Below are 16,288 nucleotides of genomic sequence, written 5' to 3'. Positions count from 1 at the left end.
AAGGAATGCGAGGGTTTCGAACGGGTGTTCGAATCTATCCCCAGGGTTGTCCACAGGTTGGGGACAAGAGGCTGTGGACAACCCTGGCTTCATGTGGACAACTGGGCTGCGACAGTTGCGCCGAGTTCCCAGCAAGCCTCCAGATCGGCCTTCGACGGCTCACCCGTGACGAGGACGTGCTGAGCCGCCTTCTCCCAACCCAGCCCGGTCGTGGCCGTCTCGACGCTGCGCACCGCACCCGCCGTGTCGTTGTTGCCGTGCACGTAAAGCCCGAACGGCCTGCCGCGCGTGGAATCGAGACACGGGTAGTAGACGGTGTCGAAGAAGTGCTTCAACGCACCGCTCATGTACCCGAGGTTGGCAGGCGTGCCGAGCAGGTAGCCGTCGGCCTCCAGGACATCCACAGCGGTTGTGGACAACGCGGCTCGCCGCACCACCTCGACGCCTTCGATCTCGGGCGTGGTGGCACCGGAGACCACGGCCTCGAACATCGCCTGCAGGGCGGGCGAGGGCGTGTGGTGGACGATCAACAACCTGGACACGTCGAGCAACATAACGCCCATGACCCGCGCCTCCTACGACGTTGTTGCCGCCAGCTACGCCCAGCTCATCCCGGACGCGCACGACGGCCGTCCCCTCGACGCCGCGATCATGCGGGCGTTCGCCGAGCTCGCGAACGGCCCGATCGCCGACCTCGGCTGCGGTACCGGCCGCATCACCGGGCACCTGCACGAGCTCGGCAAGGACGTGTTCGGCATCGACCTGTCCGACGGCATGCTCGACCAGGCGAAGAAGCTCTATCCGCACCTGGACTTCTCCCAGGGCGACATCACGAAGCTCGACCTCGCGGACGACAGCCTGGGTGGCGCGGTCGTCTGGTACTCCACGGTCCACATGCCGGCGGAAGAGGTGCCGTGGCAGGAGTTCCACCGCGTCGTCAAACCGGGCGGGTACCTGTTGCACGCCTTCAAACTGGGTAACCGGAAGGGCCACATGACCCACGCGTACGGCCACGACGTGGACCTCGACGTGTACTGGCACGACATCGACGAGACCGTGAGCAACGCGACGAAAGCCGGGTTCAACGAAGTGGCACGCCTGCAACGTCAGAAGGGTGTGGACGAAGGGGGACCGCAGGCGTTCTTGTTGATGAGCAAACGGAACCCCGCGGCCCGGAAGACGTCCTAAAGGGTGGGAGGAAGGGGTGGGTGTACACAGGAGGGACCTTGACTTCCTCCCCTCGTGAACGAGGGGATCCCTGCGGCTCGCGCCGCGGGGTTTTCTGCTTCGTCGCCGACTGCCCGCCCGGAGGGTTCCGTTGAGGTCTTACACCGGCTCCACAGACTGTCACCGCCAGCCCGGCGGCCAGAATGTTGCGTGCCGCGTTCACATCCCGGTCATGGGTCGCGCCGCAGCCGCAGGTCCACACGCGCACGTGCAGCGGCATCGCCGCCGTGAGCGCGCCGCAGACCGAGCACAGCTTGGACGAGGGGAACCAGCGATCGATCACGATCACGTCCCGCCCGTACCAATCCGCCTTGTACTGCAGCATTTGCCGGCACTGCCGCCAGCCCGCGTCGTTGATCGCACGAGCCAGGCAGTGGTTGCCGACCATGTTCGACACAGCCAGATCCTCGATCACGAGCGTTTGGTTCTCACGCACGAGCCGAGTGGTGACCTTGTGCAGGAAGTCGGTGCGCCGATCGGCGATCCGGGCCTGCACTCGGGCGACCTTGATGCGGGCCCTGGCCCGGTTGTTGCTGCCCTTCTGCTTGCGGCTCAAGGCCCGCTGCGCCTTGACCAGGCGTTCCCGTTCCCGGCGCTCGTGCCGCGGATTGCCGATCTTCTCCCCGGTCGAGAGGACCAGCAGGTGGTCGAGACCGACGTCGATGCCCACCGCCGCATTGGTGGCAGGCAACGGCTGTACGCCAGCGTCTTCGCACAGCAGGGACACGAACCAGCGTCCGGCCGCGTCCCGCGACACGGTCACCGTCGAGGGCGCTACTCCTTCGGGCAGGGATCGGGACCAGCGGATGTCCAGCGGCTCGGCCATCTTCGCCAATGTCAGCACGCCGTCGCTCCAGCGGAACGCCGAGCGCGTGTACTCGGCGCTGGCGTGCGACTTCTTCCGCGACTTGAATCGCGGAAACTGCGCCCGCTTCGCCCAGAAGTTACCGAACGCGGACTGCAGATGTCGCAACGCCTGCTGCAGCGGCACCGCCGACACCTCGGCCAGAAACGCCAGTTCCTCGGTGCGTTTCCAGGCAGTCAGCAGCGCCGACGTGGTGTCGTAGCCGATCCGCTACTGGCGCTGCGTCCAGGCCTCTGCGCGGGCCTGCAACGCCAGGTTGTACACCTTGCGGACACACCCGAACGTGCGCGACAACTCCGTCGCCTGCGCCTTGCTCGGATAGAAGCGGTACCGGAACGCCCGCTTCACCTGCCCATTCACCGTTCACAGAATACCAACGCCATATGACCCTACGTGGGCGGCCCCGCCCCGCAGGAGTCCGGTTCCTCCCCGTCCTCACAGACGGGGTCTCGTCGAAGGACCTCAGATGAAGACCACCGCCCTAATGACCACCAGTCCTCGTCAGCGTCGCATCACCTGGGGTTTCGGCCTTGCGATCGGCATCGGGATGATCGGGTTCGGGCCCCTCTTCGCGTCGCTGTGGCCGGGGTTCGACCACAGTCCGTGGGACGTCAACACGATGTTGTTCGGACTCGGCGTGGGGCTTTGCACGATCGCGTACATCTTCGGGCGGATCGCCGTCGCGGCGGTCACGGAGGGTCGCCGCAACGCGATCGCCCCGCCGACCAGAAGGGCCTACTTCGTGGCCGGCGGGGGCTTTGCCCTGGCCGCGTTGTGCCTGGCGATCGCGCTGACTAGCTGACCAGCTCCGTCACCCGCTCACGCAGCTCGGCCAGCCGAGCCCTACCTGCCGCACGGGCGGACTCCAGTCCGTCCGTGACCGGCTGGACGACTTCCAGGTACGCCTTGAGCTTCGGTTCGGTGCCGGACGGGCGCACGATCACGCGCACGCCGTCGGCCGTCCACCGCAGCACGTCCGCGCCGGGCAGCAGATCCTCGGACGCGAAGTCCGACGGCGGCTCCGAGCGCAGACGGGACATCGTGGCGCCGATCAGCGACAGATCGGTGTACCGCAAGGAGACCTGGTCGGTCAGGTGCAGGCCGTGGTCCAGCGCGAGCTGGTCCAACGCGTCCAGCAGCGTCCGGCCAGAGGCCTTCAGTCCTGCCGCCAGGTCCGCGGCCACGACGGCTGCCGAGATGCCGTCCTTGTCCGCGACGAACTCCGGGTCGACGCAGTTGCCGAGCGCCTCTTCGTAGGCGAACACAAGACCTTCGCCCGCGCGTGCCAGCCACTTGAAGCCGGTCAGCGTCTCCGCGTACCGGGCGCCGTGCGCCGCCGCGATCGACTTCAGCAGCGACGACGACACGATCGTCGTCGCCACCAGCGGATCCGTCGACTCGGTGGTGGACAGCACGAGCGAGCCGAGCAGCACGCCCGTCTCGTCACCGCGCAGCATCCGCCACGTCGAGCCGTCGCGCACGCCCAGCGCGCACCGGTCGGCGTCCGGGTCCAGCGCGATGGCCAGGTCCGCGTCCACCGACGCCGCGAGCGAGAGCAACTCGTCGGACGCGCCGGGCTCCTCCGGGTTCGGGAACACCACGGTCGGGAAGTCCGGGTCCGGCACCGCCTGCGAACGCACCACGTGCACGTCGGTGAAACCCGCGCGCCGCAACGCTTCCACGGCGAACGCGCCACCGACGCCGTGCATCGGCGTCAACGCGATCCTGAGCTCACGCGAGTTCTGGCGCGGCAGCGAGGCAACTCGTTCCAGGTACTCGTCGACTTCGGCGTCGGAAACGACCGAACAGCCACTGGCCCGCGGCACGGACACGGCGGCGGGAACGGCCTCGATGGCCTTCTCGATCTCCCCGTCCGACGGCGGCACGATCTGCGAACCACCGGCCAGGTAGAGCTTGTAGCCGTTGTCCGCGGGCGGGTTGTGCGACGCGGTGATCTGAATCCCCGCAACAGCACCGTGTTTGCGCACCAGGAACGCGAGCACCGGCGTCGGCAACGGCCCCGGCAGCATCCGCACGTCGAAGCCCGCTGCCGCCATCACTTCGGCGGCAGCGGCGGCGAAGTCCTCGGAACCGTGCCGGGCGTCGCGTCCGACGAACACCAGGCCCGAAGTCCCCAACCACGACGCCAGGCCGGCGGTCGTGCGGACGACCGTGGCGACGTTCATGCCGTTGGTGCCCGCCCGCACCGGCCCGCGCAGCCCGGCGGTGCCGAACGTGAGCGGCCCGGCCATCCGGTCCTGCAAGTCCTCCAGCGCGGCGGCATCTCCGCCCATCGCCCGCGCCAACACGCCCTGCAGCTCGGTTCGAGTCGCGTCCGACGGGTCGTCAGCGATCCACCGGAACGTCGCGTCACGCAGTGCCGGCGTCAGGCTCATGCGCGGTCCACCAGCTCACGCAGCAGCGTGCCCATGCGCTGAGCGGCGGCGGCACCGGCCTCCAGCACCTCCTGGTGGTTCAGCGGCTCGCCGGTGATGCCCGCCGCGAGGTTGGTGACCAGCGACAGACCGAACACCTCGACGCCTTCGGCCCGCGCGGCGATGGCCTCGTGCACGGTCGACATGCCGACCAGGTCCGCGCCCATCGTGCGCAGCATCCGGATCTCGGCCGGCGTCTCGAAGTGCGGGCCCGGCAGACCGGCGTACACGCCCTCTTCCAGCGACGGGTCGATCTCCTGCGCCAGCTTGCGCAGCCGCGGCGAGTACAGGTCCGTCAGGTCCACGAACCGCGCGCCGACCAGCGGCGACAGCGAGGTGAGGTTCAGGTGGTCGGAGATCAGCACCGGCTGCCCGACGGACATGCCCTGCCGCAGGCCACCGGCCGCGTTGGTCAGCACGATCGTGGACACACCGGCAGCAGCAGCCGTGCGCACGCCGTGGACGACCTTCTGCACGCCCTTGCCCTCGTAGCCGTGGGTGCGGCCGAGGACGACGAGGACCTTCTTGCCGCCCACGTCGACGGAACGGATGGTGCCGCCGTGGCCGAGCGCGGTCGGCGCCTCGAAGCCTTCCAGCTCACCGACGGGGATTTCGCTCGCCGGCTCACCGATCACGTCGGCGGCGGGCCGCCAGCCGGAACCGAGCACGATCGCGATGTCGTGCTTCGCCACGCCGGTGCGGCTCTGGATCTCTTCCGCGGCCTTGCCGGCCAGCTCTTCTGGAGTCACCGCCAGATGTTAAACCGGGGCGAACGTCGAGGCGATCGCGTCGAACAGCCGTGCGCGCGCCTCGTCCTCCTGCTCTGTGGGCACCACCACTTCGACCACCCACAGGTCGTTGCTGAACGGCAGCACGCGGGAGAAGTGCGACCGCCTCAACGCGTTGGGTTCGTCACCCTCGACCGTGCGGTAGACGAACTGGATGCTGTCCTCGATGCGCGGCCCGGAGAGGTTCGGCGTCGGTACCGTCTCGCCGCCGAAGAACCGGCCGGGCCACCGCGACTGCACGCCCGTCACGTACGTCTTGATGTCGCGCTTCGGGTAGTAGTCAGGGAACCGCTGCACGGTCACCTGGTACGCCCCGCTGCCGGACACGAAGTGCACCACAGCCGACGCCGGGAACCTCAGGTCGGCGGCGCGCTGCTCGGAGTACATCGACCAGCTCTGCTCGACGTTCAGCTTGAACTCGCCGCCCTGGTCGCCGATCGCCGTCACGGCGGACGCGGTGCGCGGCACCAGCGTCGCCGAGTTGGGCAGCGTCGGCAGGGTCTGCACCGTCTGCTCGGTCGGCGGCAGCAGCGGCGCGCCCGCGGCCAGCCTGGTCAGCGCGAACCCGCCACCGGAACCCACCACGAACAGCAGGATGGCCGCGACCAGCACGAACGTGGAGGCGACCCGTCCGCGGCGCTGGGGCGTGATCGGCTTGGTGACCATGAACGGCAGCGGGCCCGGGTCGTCGGCCAGCGGCGCGTCCGGTTCGATCTTCGGTTTCGGCCGCACGACGACCGGCAGCGGCACGGACTCGCGGACCTCGAACGCGTCCGTGCCCGGCTCCGGCAGCAGCGGGTAGACCTGCTTGCGCACGTCGACCAGCGACAGCCGCTCGGACGGCTCCTTCCGCATCAGCCCGCTGATCACCGGCGCGAGCCGATGAGCACCCGCGGGCACCGGCACGTCACCGTTGATCACCGCGTTGATCGTCTGCATGACGTTCTTGCCCACGTACGGAGGTTCGCCCGCCATCGCGGCCCACATCGTCGCGCCGAGCGACCACCGGTCCGCCGCCTCGGACACGTCACCGCCCTGCGCCACCTCGGGCGCGATGTAGGCGGGCGTGCCCAGCGTGATGCCGCGCGCGGTCATGGTGGCCTCGGCGACGTTGCGCGCGATGCCGAAGTCCGTGAGCTTGACCCGGCCGTCGTCCGCGATCAGGACGTTGCCCGGTTTGACGTCCCGGTGCGTGATCCCGACGCGGTGCGCCGACGCCAGCGCGGCCGCGATCGCGTCCAGCACTGCGGCGCCCTGCTTCTCGGTGAGGCAGCCCTGCTCCTGCAACACCTCGCCGAGACTGCGCGACGGCACCAGCTCCATCACCACGTACGGGTCGCCGTCCTGCTGCACGACGTCGTAGAGCGTGACGAGGTTCGGGTGGGAGAGCGCGGCGACGGCGCGTGCCTCGCGCATCGTCCGTTCCCGCAGCTGAGCGGCCTCGACGTCGGGCATGCCGGGCGTGTGCAGAATGCCCTTCACGGCGACCTGCCTGCCCAGCACCTCGTCGTGAGCGGCCCACACGGTGCCCATCGAGCCCTGACCGAGCACGTGCAGCAACCGGTACCGATCCGCGATCAGGCGTTTCAGGTCACCTTTGTCCACGACTCGATTCTTCCTGACACACTCACTGCATCGTTAACGGCGGTGAACCTCACATAGCCGTGTCGGTACTGGTCGGTAACACTGCAACGCATGATGGAGTTGGCCTTGCCCGCCGAATTCCGCGCGAACGAGTTCCCCTCGGCGTCGAGGGAGCAGTGGCGTGAGCTGGTCGACGCCGTGCTCCGCAAGACCGGTGCGAGCTTCGACTCGCTGGTCACGAAGACGTACGACGGCATCGAGCTCCAGCCGCTCTACACCCTCGACGACGCGCTGCCCGCCTACGCCCTCGTGCCGGCGAAGCAGGGCTGGGACGTCCGCCAGCGCCACTCCGTGCCCGATCCGGTCGCGATCATGAACGACCTGGAGGGCGGCGTCACCTCGCTGTGGCTGGCCCTCCCCGCCTCGTCGCTGGAACGCGTGCTGGACGGGGTGTACCTCGACCTCGCGCCGATCGTGCTCGACGGAGACGTCGAGGCGGCGCGCACGATGCTGCGGATCTACGACCAGGCACCGCTGCTGGCAACGGAGGTGCGCGGCAACCTGGCGCTGGTGCCTTCCGGTGAGGCGCTGGACGTCATCAGGCAGGCCGTCGAGCAGTTCCCCGGCCTGCGGACCGTCGTGGTGGACGCGCTGCCGTTCCACGACGCGGGCGGGTCCGACGCCGAGGAGCTCGGTGCGTCCCTCGCGCTGGCCGTCTCCTACCTGCGCGCGTTGACCGACGCCGGACTCGGTGTCGAGCAGGCGTTCGCGCAGCTGGAGTTCCGCTACGCCGCGACCGCCGACCAGTTCACGACGATCGCGAAGCTGCGGGCCGCGCGCCGGCTGTTCGCGCGCGTCGCCGAAGTGTCCGGTGTGGACGTGCCGCAGGTGCAGCACGCGGTGACGTCCTCGGCGATGATGACCCGCCGCGACCCGTGGGTGAACATGCTGCGCACGACCGTGGCGTGCCTGTCCGCCGGTCTCGGTGGCGCCGACTCGGTGACGGTGCAGCCGTTCGACGCCGCCATCGGGCTGCCGGACGAGTTCGCGCGCCGCGTCGCCCGCAACACGCAGAACCTGCTGCTGGAGGAGTCGCACCTCGGCGAGGTGATCGACCCGGCGGCCGGGTCCTGGTACGTCGAGAAGCTCACGGACGCGCTGGCCGGTGAGGCGTGGTCGTGGTTCCAGGAGATCGAACGGGCGGGTGGGCTGCCTGCCGCGCGCGAGGTGGTTGCTTCGCGGATCGCTGCGACGTGGGAGAAGCGGTCGGCTCGGCTGGCGGATCGGAGCGATCCGATCACGGGGGTGAGCGAGTTCCCGAACCTGGGCGAGAAGCCGGTCGTGCGCGAGCCCGGAATCGATTCGGACTCGCAGGCCCCCTGGGGGGATGCACCCCCCATCCCAAGTCTCTCAAGCGGGTCTGACAGTTTCGGGCTGCCGCGCGTCCGCTACGCCCAGGCCTTCGAGGAGCTCCGCGACCTCGCCGACGCCCAGCCCGAACGCCCTCAGGTCTTCCTCGCCACCCTCGGCCCGGTCGCCGCCCACACCGCCCGCGCCACCTTCGCCGCGAACCTCTTCAACGCCGGCGGTTTCGCCACCCCGAACGCGGGCCCCACCAAGAGCCCTGAAGACGTCGCCGAGCAGTTCAAGGCCTCCGGAGCGAAGATCGCCGTCCTGTGCGGCAGCGACACGAGCTACGCCGACCAGGCCGTGCCGACCGTGGAAGCGTTGAGAAAAGCCGGTGCGCAGCGGGTACTCCTGGCAGGCAAGAAGAGCGACGCGCAGGTCGACGGCTTCGTGTACATGGGCTGCCCCGCGCTGGAGATCCTGAACAGCACCTACGACTTCCTCGCCATCAAAAAATCCCAGGGAGTGGAGCGATGATCCCCAACTTCGCGGACATCGACCTCGGCCCGCTCCCGTCGGCGAAGTACGAGACCGACCTGCCGGTGTGGGAGACGCCCGAGGGCATCGCGGTCCAGCCGGTCTACACCCAAGCCGACACCGACGGTCTGGACTTCCTCGGCACCTATCCGGGCATCGCGCCGTTCCTGCGCGGCCCGTACCCGACGATGTACGTCAACCAGCCGTGGACCATCCGGCAGTACGCGGGTTTCTCCACGGCCGAGGAGTCCAACGCCTTCTACCGCCGCAACCTCGCGGCCGGGCAGAAGGGTCTTTCGGTGGCCTTCGACCTCGCCACGCACCGCGGCTACGACTCGGACCACCCGCGCGTGGCCGGTGACGTCGGCATGGCGGGCGTCGCGATCGACTCGATCTACGACATGCGCACGCTGTTCGACGGCATCCCGCTGGACAAGATGTCGGTGTCGATGACGATGAACGGCGCAGTGCTGCCGATCCTCGCCCTGTTCGTCGTCGCGGCGGAGGAGCAGGGGGTGAAGCCGGAGCAGCTCATGGGGACCATCCAGAACGACATCCTCAAGGAGTTCATGGTCCGCAACACCTACATCTACCCGCCGCAGCCGTCGATGCGGATCATCTCCGACATCTTCAGCTACACCAGCTCCCACATGCCGAAGTTCAACTCCATCTCGATCTCCGGCTACCACATGCAGGAGGCGGGGGCGACCGCCGACCTGGAGCTGGCCTACACGCTCGCGGACGGCGTCGAGTACATCCGCGCCGGTCAGGCGGCGGGCCTGGACGTGGACGCGTTCGCGCCGCGGCTCAGCTTCTTCTGGGCGATCGGCATGAACTTCTTCATGGAGATCGCCAAGATGCGGGCCGCGCGCCTGCTGTGGTCGAAGCTGGTCAACGGCTTCGAGCCGAAGAACCAGAAGTCACTGAGCCTCCGCACGCACTGCCAGACCAGCGGCTGGTCGCTCACCGCGCAGGACGTGTTCAACAACGTCGCGCGCACGTGCGTCGAGGCCATGGCCGCGACCCAGGGGCACACGCAGTCGTTGCACACCAACGCACTCGACGAGGCGCTCGCGCTGCCCACCGACTTCTCCGCGCGCATCGCCCGCAACACGCAGCTGCTGCTCCAGCAGGAGTCCGGCACGACCCGCGTGATCGATCCGTGGGGCGGCAGCGCGTACGTCGAACGGCTCACCGCCGAGCTCGCCGCCAAGGCGTGGGAGCACATCACCGAGGTCGAGAAGGCCGGTGGCATGGCCCGCGCCATCGACGAGGGCATCCCCAAGCTGCGCATCGAGGAAGCGGCGGCGAGGACCCAGGCACGCATCGACTCCGGCCGCCAGCCCGTCATCGGCGTCAACAAGTACCTGGTGGACAACGACGAGCAGATCGAGGTCCTCAAGGTCGACAACGCCGGCGTGCGCGCGCAGCAGCTCGAAAAGCTCCGCAGGCTCAGGGAGGAGCGCGATCAGTCCGCTGTGGACAATGCTCTCGACGCCCTCACCAATGCCGCACAGGGCCAGGGCAACCTGCTGGAGCTCGCGATCAACGCCGCCCGCGCCAAGGCCACGGTCGGCGAGATCTCGGAGTCGCTCGGCAAGGTGTGGGGCAGGCACTCCGCCCAGATCCGCACCATCACCGGTGTCTACCGGCAGGAGGTCGGTCAAGTGTCCAACGTGGACGCCTGCCGCGAGGTCGTCGAGGCGTTCGCGGCGGAGGAGGGACGCCGTCCGCGCATCCTGGTGGCCAAGATGGGCCAGGACGGCCACGACCGGGGCCAGAAGGTGATCGCCACGGCGTTCGCGGACCTCGGCTTCGACGTCGACGTCGGCCCGCTGTTCCAGACGCCGGAGGAGGTCGCGCGCCAGGCCGTCGAGGCGGACGTGCACATCGTCGGCGTGTCCTCGCTCGCCGCCGGCCACCTCACGCTGGTGCCGGCGCTGAAGGCGGCGCTCACCGACCTCGGCCGCGAGGACATCATGATCGTCGTCGGTGGTGTGATCCCGCCGCAGGACTTCGACGAGCTGTACGCGGCGGGCGCCTCGGCGATCTTCCCGCCCGGCACGGTGATCGCGGACGCGGCGAAGGACCTGCTGGTGAAGCTCTCGGGCCAGCTCGGGCATGGGTAGGGTGATCGACGTCGCCGAGTACGCGAAAGGCGTGCTCGACGGCAACCGCGGCGTGCTGGCCAGGGCCATCACCCTGGTCGAGTCGACGCGCGCCGATCACCGGGCCAAGGCCCAGGAACTGCTGGTCGAGCTGCTGCCCAAGTCCGGCGACGCGATCAGGGTCGGCATCACCGGTGTCCCCGGCGTGGGCAAGTCGACGTTCATCGACGCGCTCGGGACCGTGCTGACCGAGAAGGGGCACCGGGTCGCGGTGCTCGCCGTCGACCCGTCGTCGACCCGCACCGGCGGCAGCATCCTGGGCGACAAGACGCGCATGCAGCGGCTGTCGGTGAACCAGAACGCCTTCATCCGGCCGTCGCCCACCAGCGGCACGCTCGGCGGCGTCGCGCAGGCCACCCGCGAGACGATCGTGCTGGTCGAGGCCGCGGGCTACGACGTCGTGCTGGTCGAGACCGTCGGCGTCGGGCAGTCGGAGGTGGCCGTCGCGAACATGACGGACTGCTCGCTGTTCCTGACCCTCGCGCGCACCGGCGACCAGCTCCAGGGCATCAAGAAGGGCGTCCTGGAGCTCGCGGACGTCATCGCGGTCAACAAGGCCGACGGCGAGCACGAGATGGACGCCCGCAAGGCGGCGCGCGAGCTGGCCGGAGCGTTGCGGCTGCTGCGCCCGCCGGACGCCCTGTGGCACCCGCCGGTGCTCACCTGCTCGGGTCTCACCGGCGCCGGTCTCGACGAGCTCTGGTCCCGCGTGCTGGAACACAGGTCGACTCTGACCGACGCCGGCGAGCTGGACGAACGACGGCGGCGCCAGCAGGTCGAATGGACCTGGATGATGGTCCACGACGAACTGTGGCGGCAGTTGCGCGAAAGCGCCGCCGTGCGCGCGTTGGCCCCCTCCCTGGAGGAGAAGGTCCGTTCCGGTGAGCTCACCGCGACCCTCGCCGCCGAGCAGATTTTGCAGGCGTTCCAATCGGACTCTCGGTAGGCGCTTAACTAGTTTGGGTGACCATCGATCGTGGTATTCGAGGTAGAGTTCAGGCCATGTCGAGGTTGCTGCTGGCCTGCGTGTTCGCGCTGATGAGCGTTGTCGGGTTCGCCGCTGGGGCGACCGCGCAAGAGGCCGCGAACGCGCCTGTGCCGGTGGCGCAGCAGACGACCGTGAACCCGGCTCCCAGTGTGAACGCGCCGCAGGAGCCGTCTCCGGAGGAGCGGGCGGAGACCAAGCGCAAGCTGTGGATGGGCGGTATCGCCGTTCTGCTGTTCGTGCTGGTCTACTACCGCAACAAGAAGCGGTGGGCAGCGTGGCGCAAGGATCGCGCGGCCAAGAAGGGCTGAGACCGTTCGTCCCAGATGGTGGGACGTAATAGTCAAAATTAAGCGTGCTTCTCGACCATTTGCGTCATGGTTGATCGGTCAGACCGAAACTCGCTCGCCGCTTGGCGCAGCGCTGCGACCGGCCAGCCGGTTGATCATCATCAGCGCACGGCGTCCCGAAGGTGGTGATGCAGGATGGTGGCAAATGGGTACCGACTTGAAGATGAGCACACGCTCGGCTGTCGAGCGGTACTCCGGCGCGCTGCTGGACCTGTCGCACTCGATCCACGCCGAGCCTGAGCTGGCCTTCGAGGAGCACCGCAGCGTCGAGAAGATCACCTCCCTGCTCGCCCGCGAGGGTTTCAAGATCGATCGCGGGGTGGCCGACCTGGACACCGCGTTCGTCGCCACGTTCGGCGACGGCGAGCTGGTGCTGGGTCTGTGTGCCGAGTACGACGCGTTGCCCGAGGTCGGGCACGCGTGCGGGCACAACGTCATCGCCGCCGCTTCCGTCGGCACGGCGCTCGCTCTGCGTGACGTCGCGGACCGGCTGGGTGTCACCGTGAAGGTGATCGGCACTCCGGCGGAGGAGGTCGGCGGCGGCAAGGTCCTCATGCTGGAACGAGGCGTGTTCGACGACGTTTCGTTCTCGATGATGGTGCACCCGGCGCCGTACGAGTCGTGCGCCGCGAAGTCGCTGGCCATCACCGACCTCGAGGTGCACTACAAGGGCAAGCCGTCACACGCGGCCGCCGCCCCGCACCTGGGCATCAACGCCGCGGACGCGGTGACCGTCGCACAGATCTCGATCAGCCTGCTGCGGCAGCACCTCGAGCCCGGCCAGATGGTGACCGGCATCGTCACCAACGGCGGCACCGTGCCGAACGTAATACCCGCTCGCGCATCAGCGATGTTCGATGTGAGGGCGGAGAATCTGGAATCGTTGCAGCGCCTGGAGAACCGGATCCGGGACTGCTTCCAGGCCGGAGCGCTCGCGACCGGCTGCACCCATGAGGTCGAGCAGGTCTCGCCGATCTACGCCGAGCTGACTCCCGACCCGTGGCTGGCGGACGCCTACCGGCGCGCGGCCACCGAGCTGGGACGACGTCCGCTTTCGCCGGAGCAGGAGCAGCGAGAGAAGATCGGCAGCACCGACATGGGCAACGTCACAAGAGTGTTGCCCGCCATCCACCCGACCATTGCCATTGACTGCGGAGACGCGGTGAACCACCAACAAGAGTTCGCGACCGCCTGTGCCTCGGCGTCGGCCGACCGTGCGTTGCTCGAAGGAGCACTTGCCATGGCCTGGACGACGATCGCGACAGCCACCGATTCCCAGCAGCGCGCACGGCTGCTGGCCCGCGGAGGTGCGGCATGACGGTTCTGGACTCCCGGCCCTCGGGCTCTTCATCTGTGAAGTCGTCCACCGAGATGCTCGTGGACCCCACCGGGGTCAGCATGTCTCCTGTGGATGATCTGGGAGAGGGCCGCGGCCCAGCCTGGCTCGACGACTGGTTGAAGGCGCACGCCTCGGACGTCGTCGCCTGGCGCCGGCACATCCACACCAACCCGGAGCTGTCGCGCCGGGAGTACAACACCACCGAGCTCGTGGCCAAGCTGCTGCGCGAGGTCGGCCTCAAGCCGCGCATCCTCCCCGGCGGCACCGGCCTGATCTGCGACGTCGGCAACGGCCCCCGTTGCGTGGCCCTCCGCGCGGACATGGACGCCCTGCCGCTGCCGGAGAACACCGGCCTGCCGTTCGCGTCCACTGTGGACGGTGTGTCGCACGCGTGCGGTCACGACGCCCACACGACGGTCCTGATCGGCACGGCCCTGGCTCTCGCGTCGGCCACCGAACTGCCCGGCCGCGTCCGTCTGGTCTTCCAGCCGGCGGAGGAGGTCATGCCGGGCGGTGCGCTCGACGTGCTCGCCGCAGGTGGCCTCGACGGCGTGGAGCGGATCTTCGGTCTGCACTGCGACCCGCGTCTGCAGGTCGGCCGCATCGGCACCCGCATCGGCGCCATCACGTCGGCGTCGGACCTGCTGGAGCTGCGGCTGTCCTCGCCGGGCGGCCACACCTCGCGCCCGCACCTGACCGCGGACCTGGTCCACGCGCTCGGCACGGTCATCACCGGCCTGCCGACGATGCTGTCCCGCCGCGTCGACCCGCGCTCCGGAACCGTCCTGGTGTGGGGCGCCGTCCACGCGGGCGAGGCGCCGAACGCCGTGCCGCAGGACGGTCTGCTGCGCGGCACGCTGCGCACCGGCGACCGCGACATCTGGGCCGAGCTGGAGCCGCTGGTCAAGGACCTGGTCACCGGCCTGCTGCTGCCCACGGGCGTCGGCTTCGACCTCCACCACCGCCGCGGCGTGCCGCCGGTGGTGAACGAGCGCGAGTCCACCCAGATCCTGCGCGCCGGCATCGAGGCCGCACTGGGAGACGACGCGCTCGCAGGTACCGAGCAGTCCTCCGGCGGTGAGGACTTCGGCTGGTACCTGGAGCACGTGCCCGGTTCGTTCGCGCGCCTCGGCGTGTGGAACGGCCAGGAGAAGCAGCGCGATCTGCACCAGCCGACGTTCGACCTGGACGAGCGCGCGCTCCTCGTCGGGGTCCGCGTCATGGTGCACACCGCGTTGGCTGCTCTCGCCTAGAGCGGAACCCTCTCGGTCTGAGCTGTGTTGTGGCGCGTGCGGAACGAATGCGCACGCGCCACAGCGCTGTCCGGGTTCACCTTGTCCGCCACGTAGTGCCAGTCGAACCGCACCTCGTCGGCCGTCACCCGCAGCGTCGAGACGCCGTGCGAGTCCAGCTCCACGAACCGCACGTGCGGGTTCAGAGCCTGGATTCCGGCCTCGATCTGCAACGACGCCGTGCGCGGCGGCACCTTCATCAGGTCGTCGAAGTTGGCCGACGTCAGCGACGTGACGACGTACTCGGTGGCCACCGACGCGCCGTTCAGCGGCACGTCGGACGCCCACGAGCTGTGGATGTCGCCGGTCAGGAACACCGTGTTCTTCCGGTCTCCCAACGACCTCAGCACCAGCTCCCGGTCGGCGGGAAAGCCGTCCCACTGGTCGGTGTTCGTCGCGGGGAAGCCCGGTAGCGGCGGGAACGTCACCGGGGCGATCATCACCGAGTTGCCGACGAGCTGCCAGCGGGCGCGGTCGGAGGTGAGGGTGTTGATCAGCCAGTCCCGTTGGGCGGCACCGAGGATCGTGGTGTCGGTGCGGTACGAACGCAGGTCGAGCATGCTCAACGTCGCGAGCTCGCCGAAGCGGAACGTCCGGTCGAGCTTGCCCTCCCTGACCGGCATCCACTCGTGGTAGGCCTGCGTCGCGGCGGCCATCCGCGCGCCCCACGGGCCCTCGGTGGCCGGGTCGTGCTGCGGCGAACCGATGCTGGACGAGTTGTCGGCGCTCTCGTGATCGTCCCAGGTGGCGATCATCGGGTGGGCCGCGTGCAGCGCCTGGACGTGCCGGTCGGTCTTGTACTGCGCGTGCCGGCGGCGGTAGTCGTCGAGCGTGACGCACCTGTGTGCCGGATCGTGCGGGCGGACCGTGCCGTCGAGGTTCTCGTAGATGTAGTCGCCGAGGTGGATCACGGCGTCGAGGTCCTGGCGGGCCAGGAAGCCGTAGCCGGCGAAGTGCCCGGCCGGCCAGTTCGCGCACGACGCGACGCCGAAGTTCAGCTCGGACCCGCAGCCGGCCGTCTTCGTGCGGCCGACCGGCGACACCACGTCACCGACGCGGAACCGGTACCAGTAGCGGGTGTTGTCCCGCAGGCCGTGGACCTCCACCTTCACGGTGTGGTCCCTGGCCGCGGACGTGCGGGTGACGCCGCGCCTCACGATCCGGCGGAAGTCCTCGTCCGACGCGACTTCCCATCGGATCGCGGACGCCGTGACCACACGCGTCCACAGGAGCACGCCGTCCGGCAACGGATCACCGGACGCGACGCCGTGCTCGAACAACGGAGGAGTGGCAGCGCGGGCGGTACCGGTCGAAGCGGCACCGGCCACGGCTGCACCGATCAGGAACGTTCTTCTCTCGACCCCAGACATG

The 16,288-nt window shown here is 69.1% G+C and carries 15 protein-coding genes; 8 read left to right on the top strand and 7 right to left on the bottom strand.

Translation table 11 applies throughout. From position 1 onward, the window contains the following. Window positions 1–89 precede the first annotated feature (89 nt). The gene (locus ACFOWZ_RS09975; protein WP_382371372.1) at window positions 90–542 is read right to left on the bottom strand and encodes a flavodoxin family protein; all 453 of its coding nucleotides are present in this window, start codon (window positions 540–542) and stop codon (window positions 90–92) included. 19 nt (window positions 543–561) lie between these two features. On the opposite strand from ACFOWZ_RS09975, the gene ACFOWZ_RS09970 reads away from it, so the two are divergent. After that, window positions 562–1,188, top strand: coding sequence for a class I SAM-dependent methyltransferase (locus ACFOWZ_RS09970; RefSeq protein WP_382371368.1), 627 nt, complete (start codon window positions 562–564; stop codon window positions 1,186–1,188). Here the strand turns inward: ACFOWZ_RS09970 and ACFOWZ_RS09965 are convergent. Together ACFOWZ_RS09965 and ACFOWZ_RS09960 are read right to left on the bottom strand one after the other, a co-directional pair. Further along, entirely contained in the window at window positions 1,082–2,236 is a 1,155-nt protein-coding gene (locus tag ACFOWZ_RS09965) for an RNA-guided endonuclease InsQ/TnpB family protein (RefSeq protein ID WP_382372628.1), read from the bottom strand. The two genes, ACFOWZ_RS09970 and ACFOWZ_RS09965, sit on opposite strands and share 107 nt — an antisense overlap. A 66-nt stretch (window positions 2,237–2,302) precedes the next feature. Continuing rightward, on the bottom strand, window positions 2,303–2,452 hold the full coding sequence (locus tag ACFOWZ_RS09960; protein WP_382371366.1) for a helix-turn-helix domain-containing protein: 150 nt from the start codon (window positions 2,450–2,452) through the stop codon (window positions 2,303–2,305). A gap of 106 nt (window positions 2,453–2,558) precedes the next feature. On the opposite strand from ACFOWZ_RS09960, the gene ACFOWZ_RS09955 reads away from it, so the two are divergent. Beyond that, a complete protein-coding gene (locus ACFOWZ_RS09955) occupies window positions 2,559–2,894 on the top strand; it encodes a hypothetical protein (protein WP_382371364.1) in 336 nt (111 codons plus the stop codon). Here ACFOWZ_RS09955 and ACFOWZ_RS09950 read toward each other — a convergent pair. Genes ACFOWZ_RS09950 through ACFOWZ_RS09940 form a run of 3 tightly spaced genes read right to left on the bottom strand, consistent with a single transcriptional unit; the run spans window position 2,887 to window position 6,920 of the window. Beyond that, complete coding sequence (locus ACFOWZ_RS09950; protein WP_382371362.1) at window positions 2,887–4,488, bottom strand: phospho-sugar mutase; 1,602 nt, start codon at window positions 4,486–4,488, stop codon at window positions 2,887–2,889. The two genes, ACFOWZ_RS09955 and ACFOWZ_RS09950, sit on opposite strands and share 8 nt — an antisense overlap. Next, window positions 4,485–5,276 carry a purine-nucleoside phosphorylase gene (locus ACFOWZ_RS09945; RefSeq protein WP_030470719.1) on the bottom strand — a complete coding sequence of 264 codons (792 nt, stop codon included), beginning with the start codon at window positions 5,274–5,276 and terminating at the stop codon, window positions 4,485–4,487. Before ACFOWZ_RS09945 ends, ACFOWZ_RS09950 begins: the two co-directional genes overlap by 4 nt. A 9-nt stretch (window positions 5,277–5,285) precedes the next feature. Next, window positions 5,286–6,920 carry a serine/threonine-protein kinase gene (locus ACFOWZ_RS09940; protein ID WP_382371360.1) on the bottom strand — a complete coding sequence of 545 codons (1,635 nt, stop codon included), beginning with the start codon at window positions 6,918–6,920 and terminating at the stop codon, window positions 5,286–5,288. Between the two features lie 90 nt (window positions 6,921–7,010). On the opposite strand from ACFOWZ_RS09940, the gene ACFOWZ_RS09935 reads away from it, so the two are divergent. The 6 genes from ACFOWZ_RS09935 to ACFOWZ_RS09910 all read left to right on the top strand — a co-directional run bounded on the left by ACFOWZ_RS09935 (window position 7,011) and on the right by ACFOWZ_RS09910 (window position 14,878). Continuing rightward, window positions 7,011–8,783 carry a methylmalonyl-CoA mutase family protein gene (locus ACFOWZ_RS09935; protein WP_382371358.1) on the top strand — a complete coding sequence of 591 codons (1,773 nt, stop codon included), beginning with the start codon at window positions 7,011–7,013 and terminating at the stop codon, window positions 8,781–8,783. Continuing rightward, window positions 8,780–10,912: a methylmalonyl-CoA mutase gene (scpA, locus tag ACFOWZ_RS09930; RefSeq protein ID WP_382371356.1), complete on the top strand. Its 2,133-nt coding sequence runs from the start codon at window positions 8,780–8,782 to the stop codon at window positions 10,910–10,912. Before ACFOWZ_RS09935 ends, scpA begins: the two co-directional genes overlap by 4 nt. Continuing rightward, window positions 10,905–11,897 (top strand): methylmalonyl Co-A mutase-associated GTPase MeaB, encoded by a 993-nt coding sequence (gene meaB / locus ACFOWZ_RS09925; RefSeq protein WP_382371354.1) that lies wholly within the window; start codon window positions 10,905–10,907, stop codon window positions 11,895–11,897. Before scpA ends, meaB begins: the two co-directional genes overlap by 8 nt. 56 nt (window positions 11,898–11,953) lie before the next feature. Further along, a complete protein-coding gene (locus ACFOWZ_RS09920) occupies window positions 11,954–12,247 on the top strand; it encodes a hypothetical protein (RefSeq protein WP_382371352.1) in 294 nt (97 codons plus the stop codon). 184 nt (window positions 12,248–12,431) lie between these two features. After that, window positions 12,432–13,604, top strand: a complete 1,173-nt coding sequence (locus tag ACFOWZ_RS09915) for a M20 family metallopeptidase (protein ID WP_382371350.1) — start codon at window positions 12,432–12,434, stop codon at window positions 13,602–13,604. Further along, a complete protein-coding gene (locus ACFOWZ_RS09910; RefSeq protein WP_382371348.1) occupies window positions 13,601–14,878 on the top strand; it encodes a M20 family metallopeptidase in 1,278 nt (425 codons plus the stop codon). Before ACFOWZ_RS09915 ends, ACFOWZ_RS09910 begins: the two co-directional genes overlap by 4 nt. On the opposite strand, the gene ACFOWZ_RS09905 is transcribed toward ACFOWZ_RS09910, so the two are convergent. Beyond that, window positions 14,875–16,287 (bottom strand): alkaline phosphatase D family protein, encoded by a 1,413-nt coding sequence (locus ACFOWZ_RS09905; RefSeq protein WP_382371346.1) that lies wholly within the window; start codon window positions 16,285–16,287, stop codon window positions 14,875–14,877. The two genes, ACFOWZ_RS09910 and ACFOWZ_RS09905, sit on opposite strands and share 4 nt — an antisense overlap. Window position 16,288: the final 1 nt, after the last annotated feature.

Origin of the sequence: Lentzea rhizosphaerae (genome assembly GCF_042649515.1) — a bacterium.
Taxonomy (GTDB): domain Bacteria; phylum Actinomycetota; class Actinomycetes; order Mycobacteriales; family Pseudonocardiaceae; genus Lentzea; species Lentzea aerocolonigenes.
This window is presented reverse-complemented; position numbering and strand designations above follow the sequence as displayed.

What these genes read in the sequence shown, in the direction of transcription:
- ACFOWZ_RS09970 (WP_382371368.1), top strand. Translation starts at nt 562, where the DNA reads ATGACCCGCGCCTCCTACGACGTTGTTGCCGCCAGCTACGCCCAGCTC.
- ACFOWZ_RS09955 (WP_382371364.1), top strand. Translation starts at nt 2,559, where the DNA reads ATGAAGACCACCGCCCTAATGACCACCAGTCCTCGTCAGCGTCGCATC.
- ACFOWZ_RS09950 (WP_382371362.1), bottom strand. Translation starts at nt 4,488, where the DNA reads ATGAGCCTGACGCCGGCACTGCGTGACGCGACGTTCCGGTGGATCGCT.
- ACFOWZ_RS09935 (WP_382371358.1), top strand. Translation starts at nt 7,011, where the DNA reads ATGATGGAGTTGGCCTTGCCCGCCGAATTCCGCGCGAACGAGTTCCCC.
- scpA (WP_382371356.1), top strand. Translation starts at nt 8,780, where the DNA reads ATGATCCCCAACTTCGCGGACATCGACCTCGGCCCGCTCCCGTCGGCG.
- meaB (WP_382371354.1), top strand. Translation starts at nt 10,905, where the DNA reads ATGGGTAGGGTGATCGACGTCGCCGAGTACGCGAAAGGCGTGCTCGAC.
- ACFOWZ_RS09920 (WP_382371352.1), top strand. Translation starts at nt 11,954, where the DNA reads ATGTCGAGGTTGCTGCTGGCCTGCGTGTTCGCGCTGATGAGCGTTGTC.
- ACFOWZ_RS09915 (WP_382371350.1), top strand. Translation starts at nt 12,432, where the DNA reads ATGGGTACCGACTTGAAGATGAGCACACGCTCGGCTGTCGAGCGGTAC.
- ACFOWZ_RS09910 (WP_382371348.1), top strand. Translation starts at nt 13,601, where the DNA reads ATGACGGTTCTGGACTCCCGGCCCTCGGGCTCTTCATCTGTGAAGTCG.
- ACFOWZ_RS09905 (WP_382371346.1), bottom strand. Translation starts at nt 16,287, where the DNA reads ATGTCTGGGGTCGAGAGAAGAACGTTCCTGATCGGTGCAGCCGTGGCC.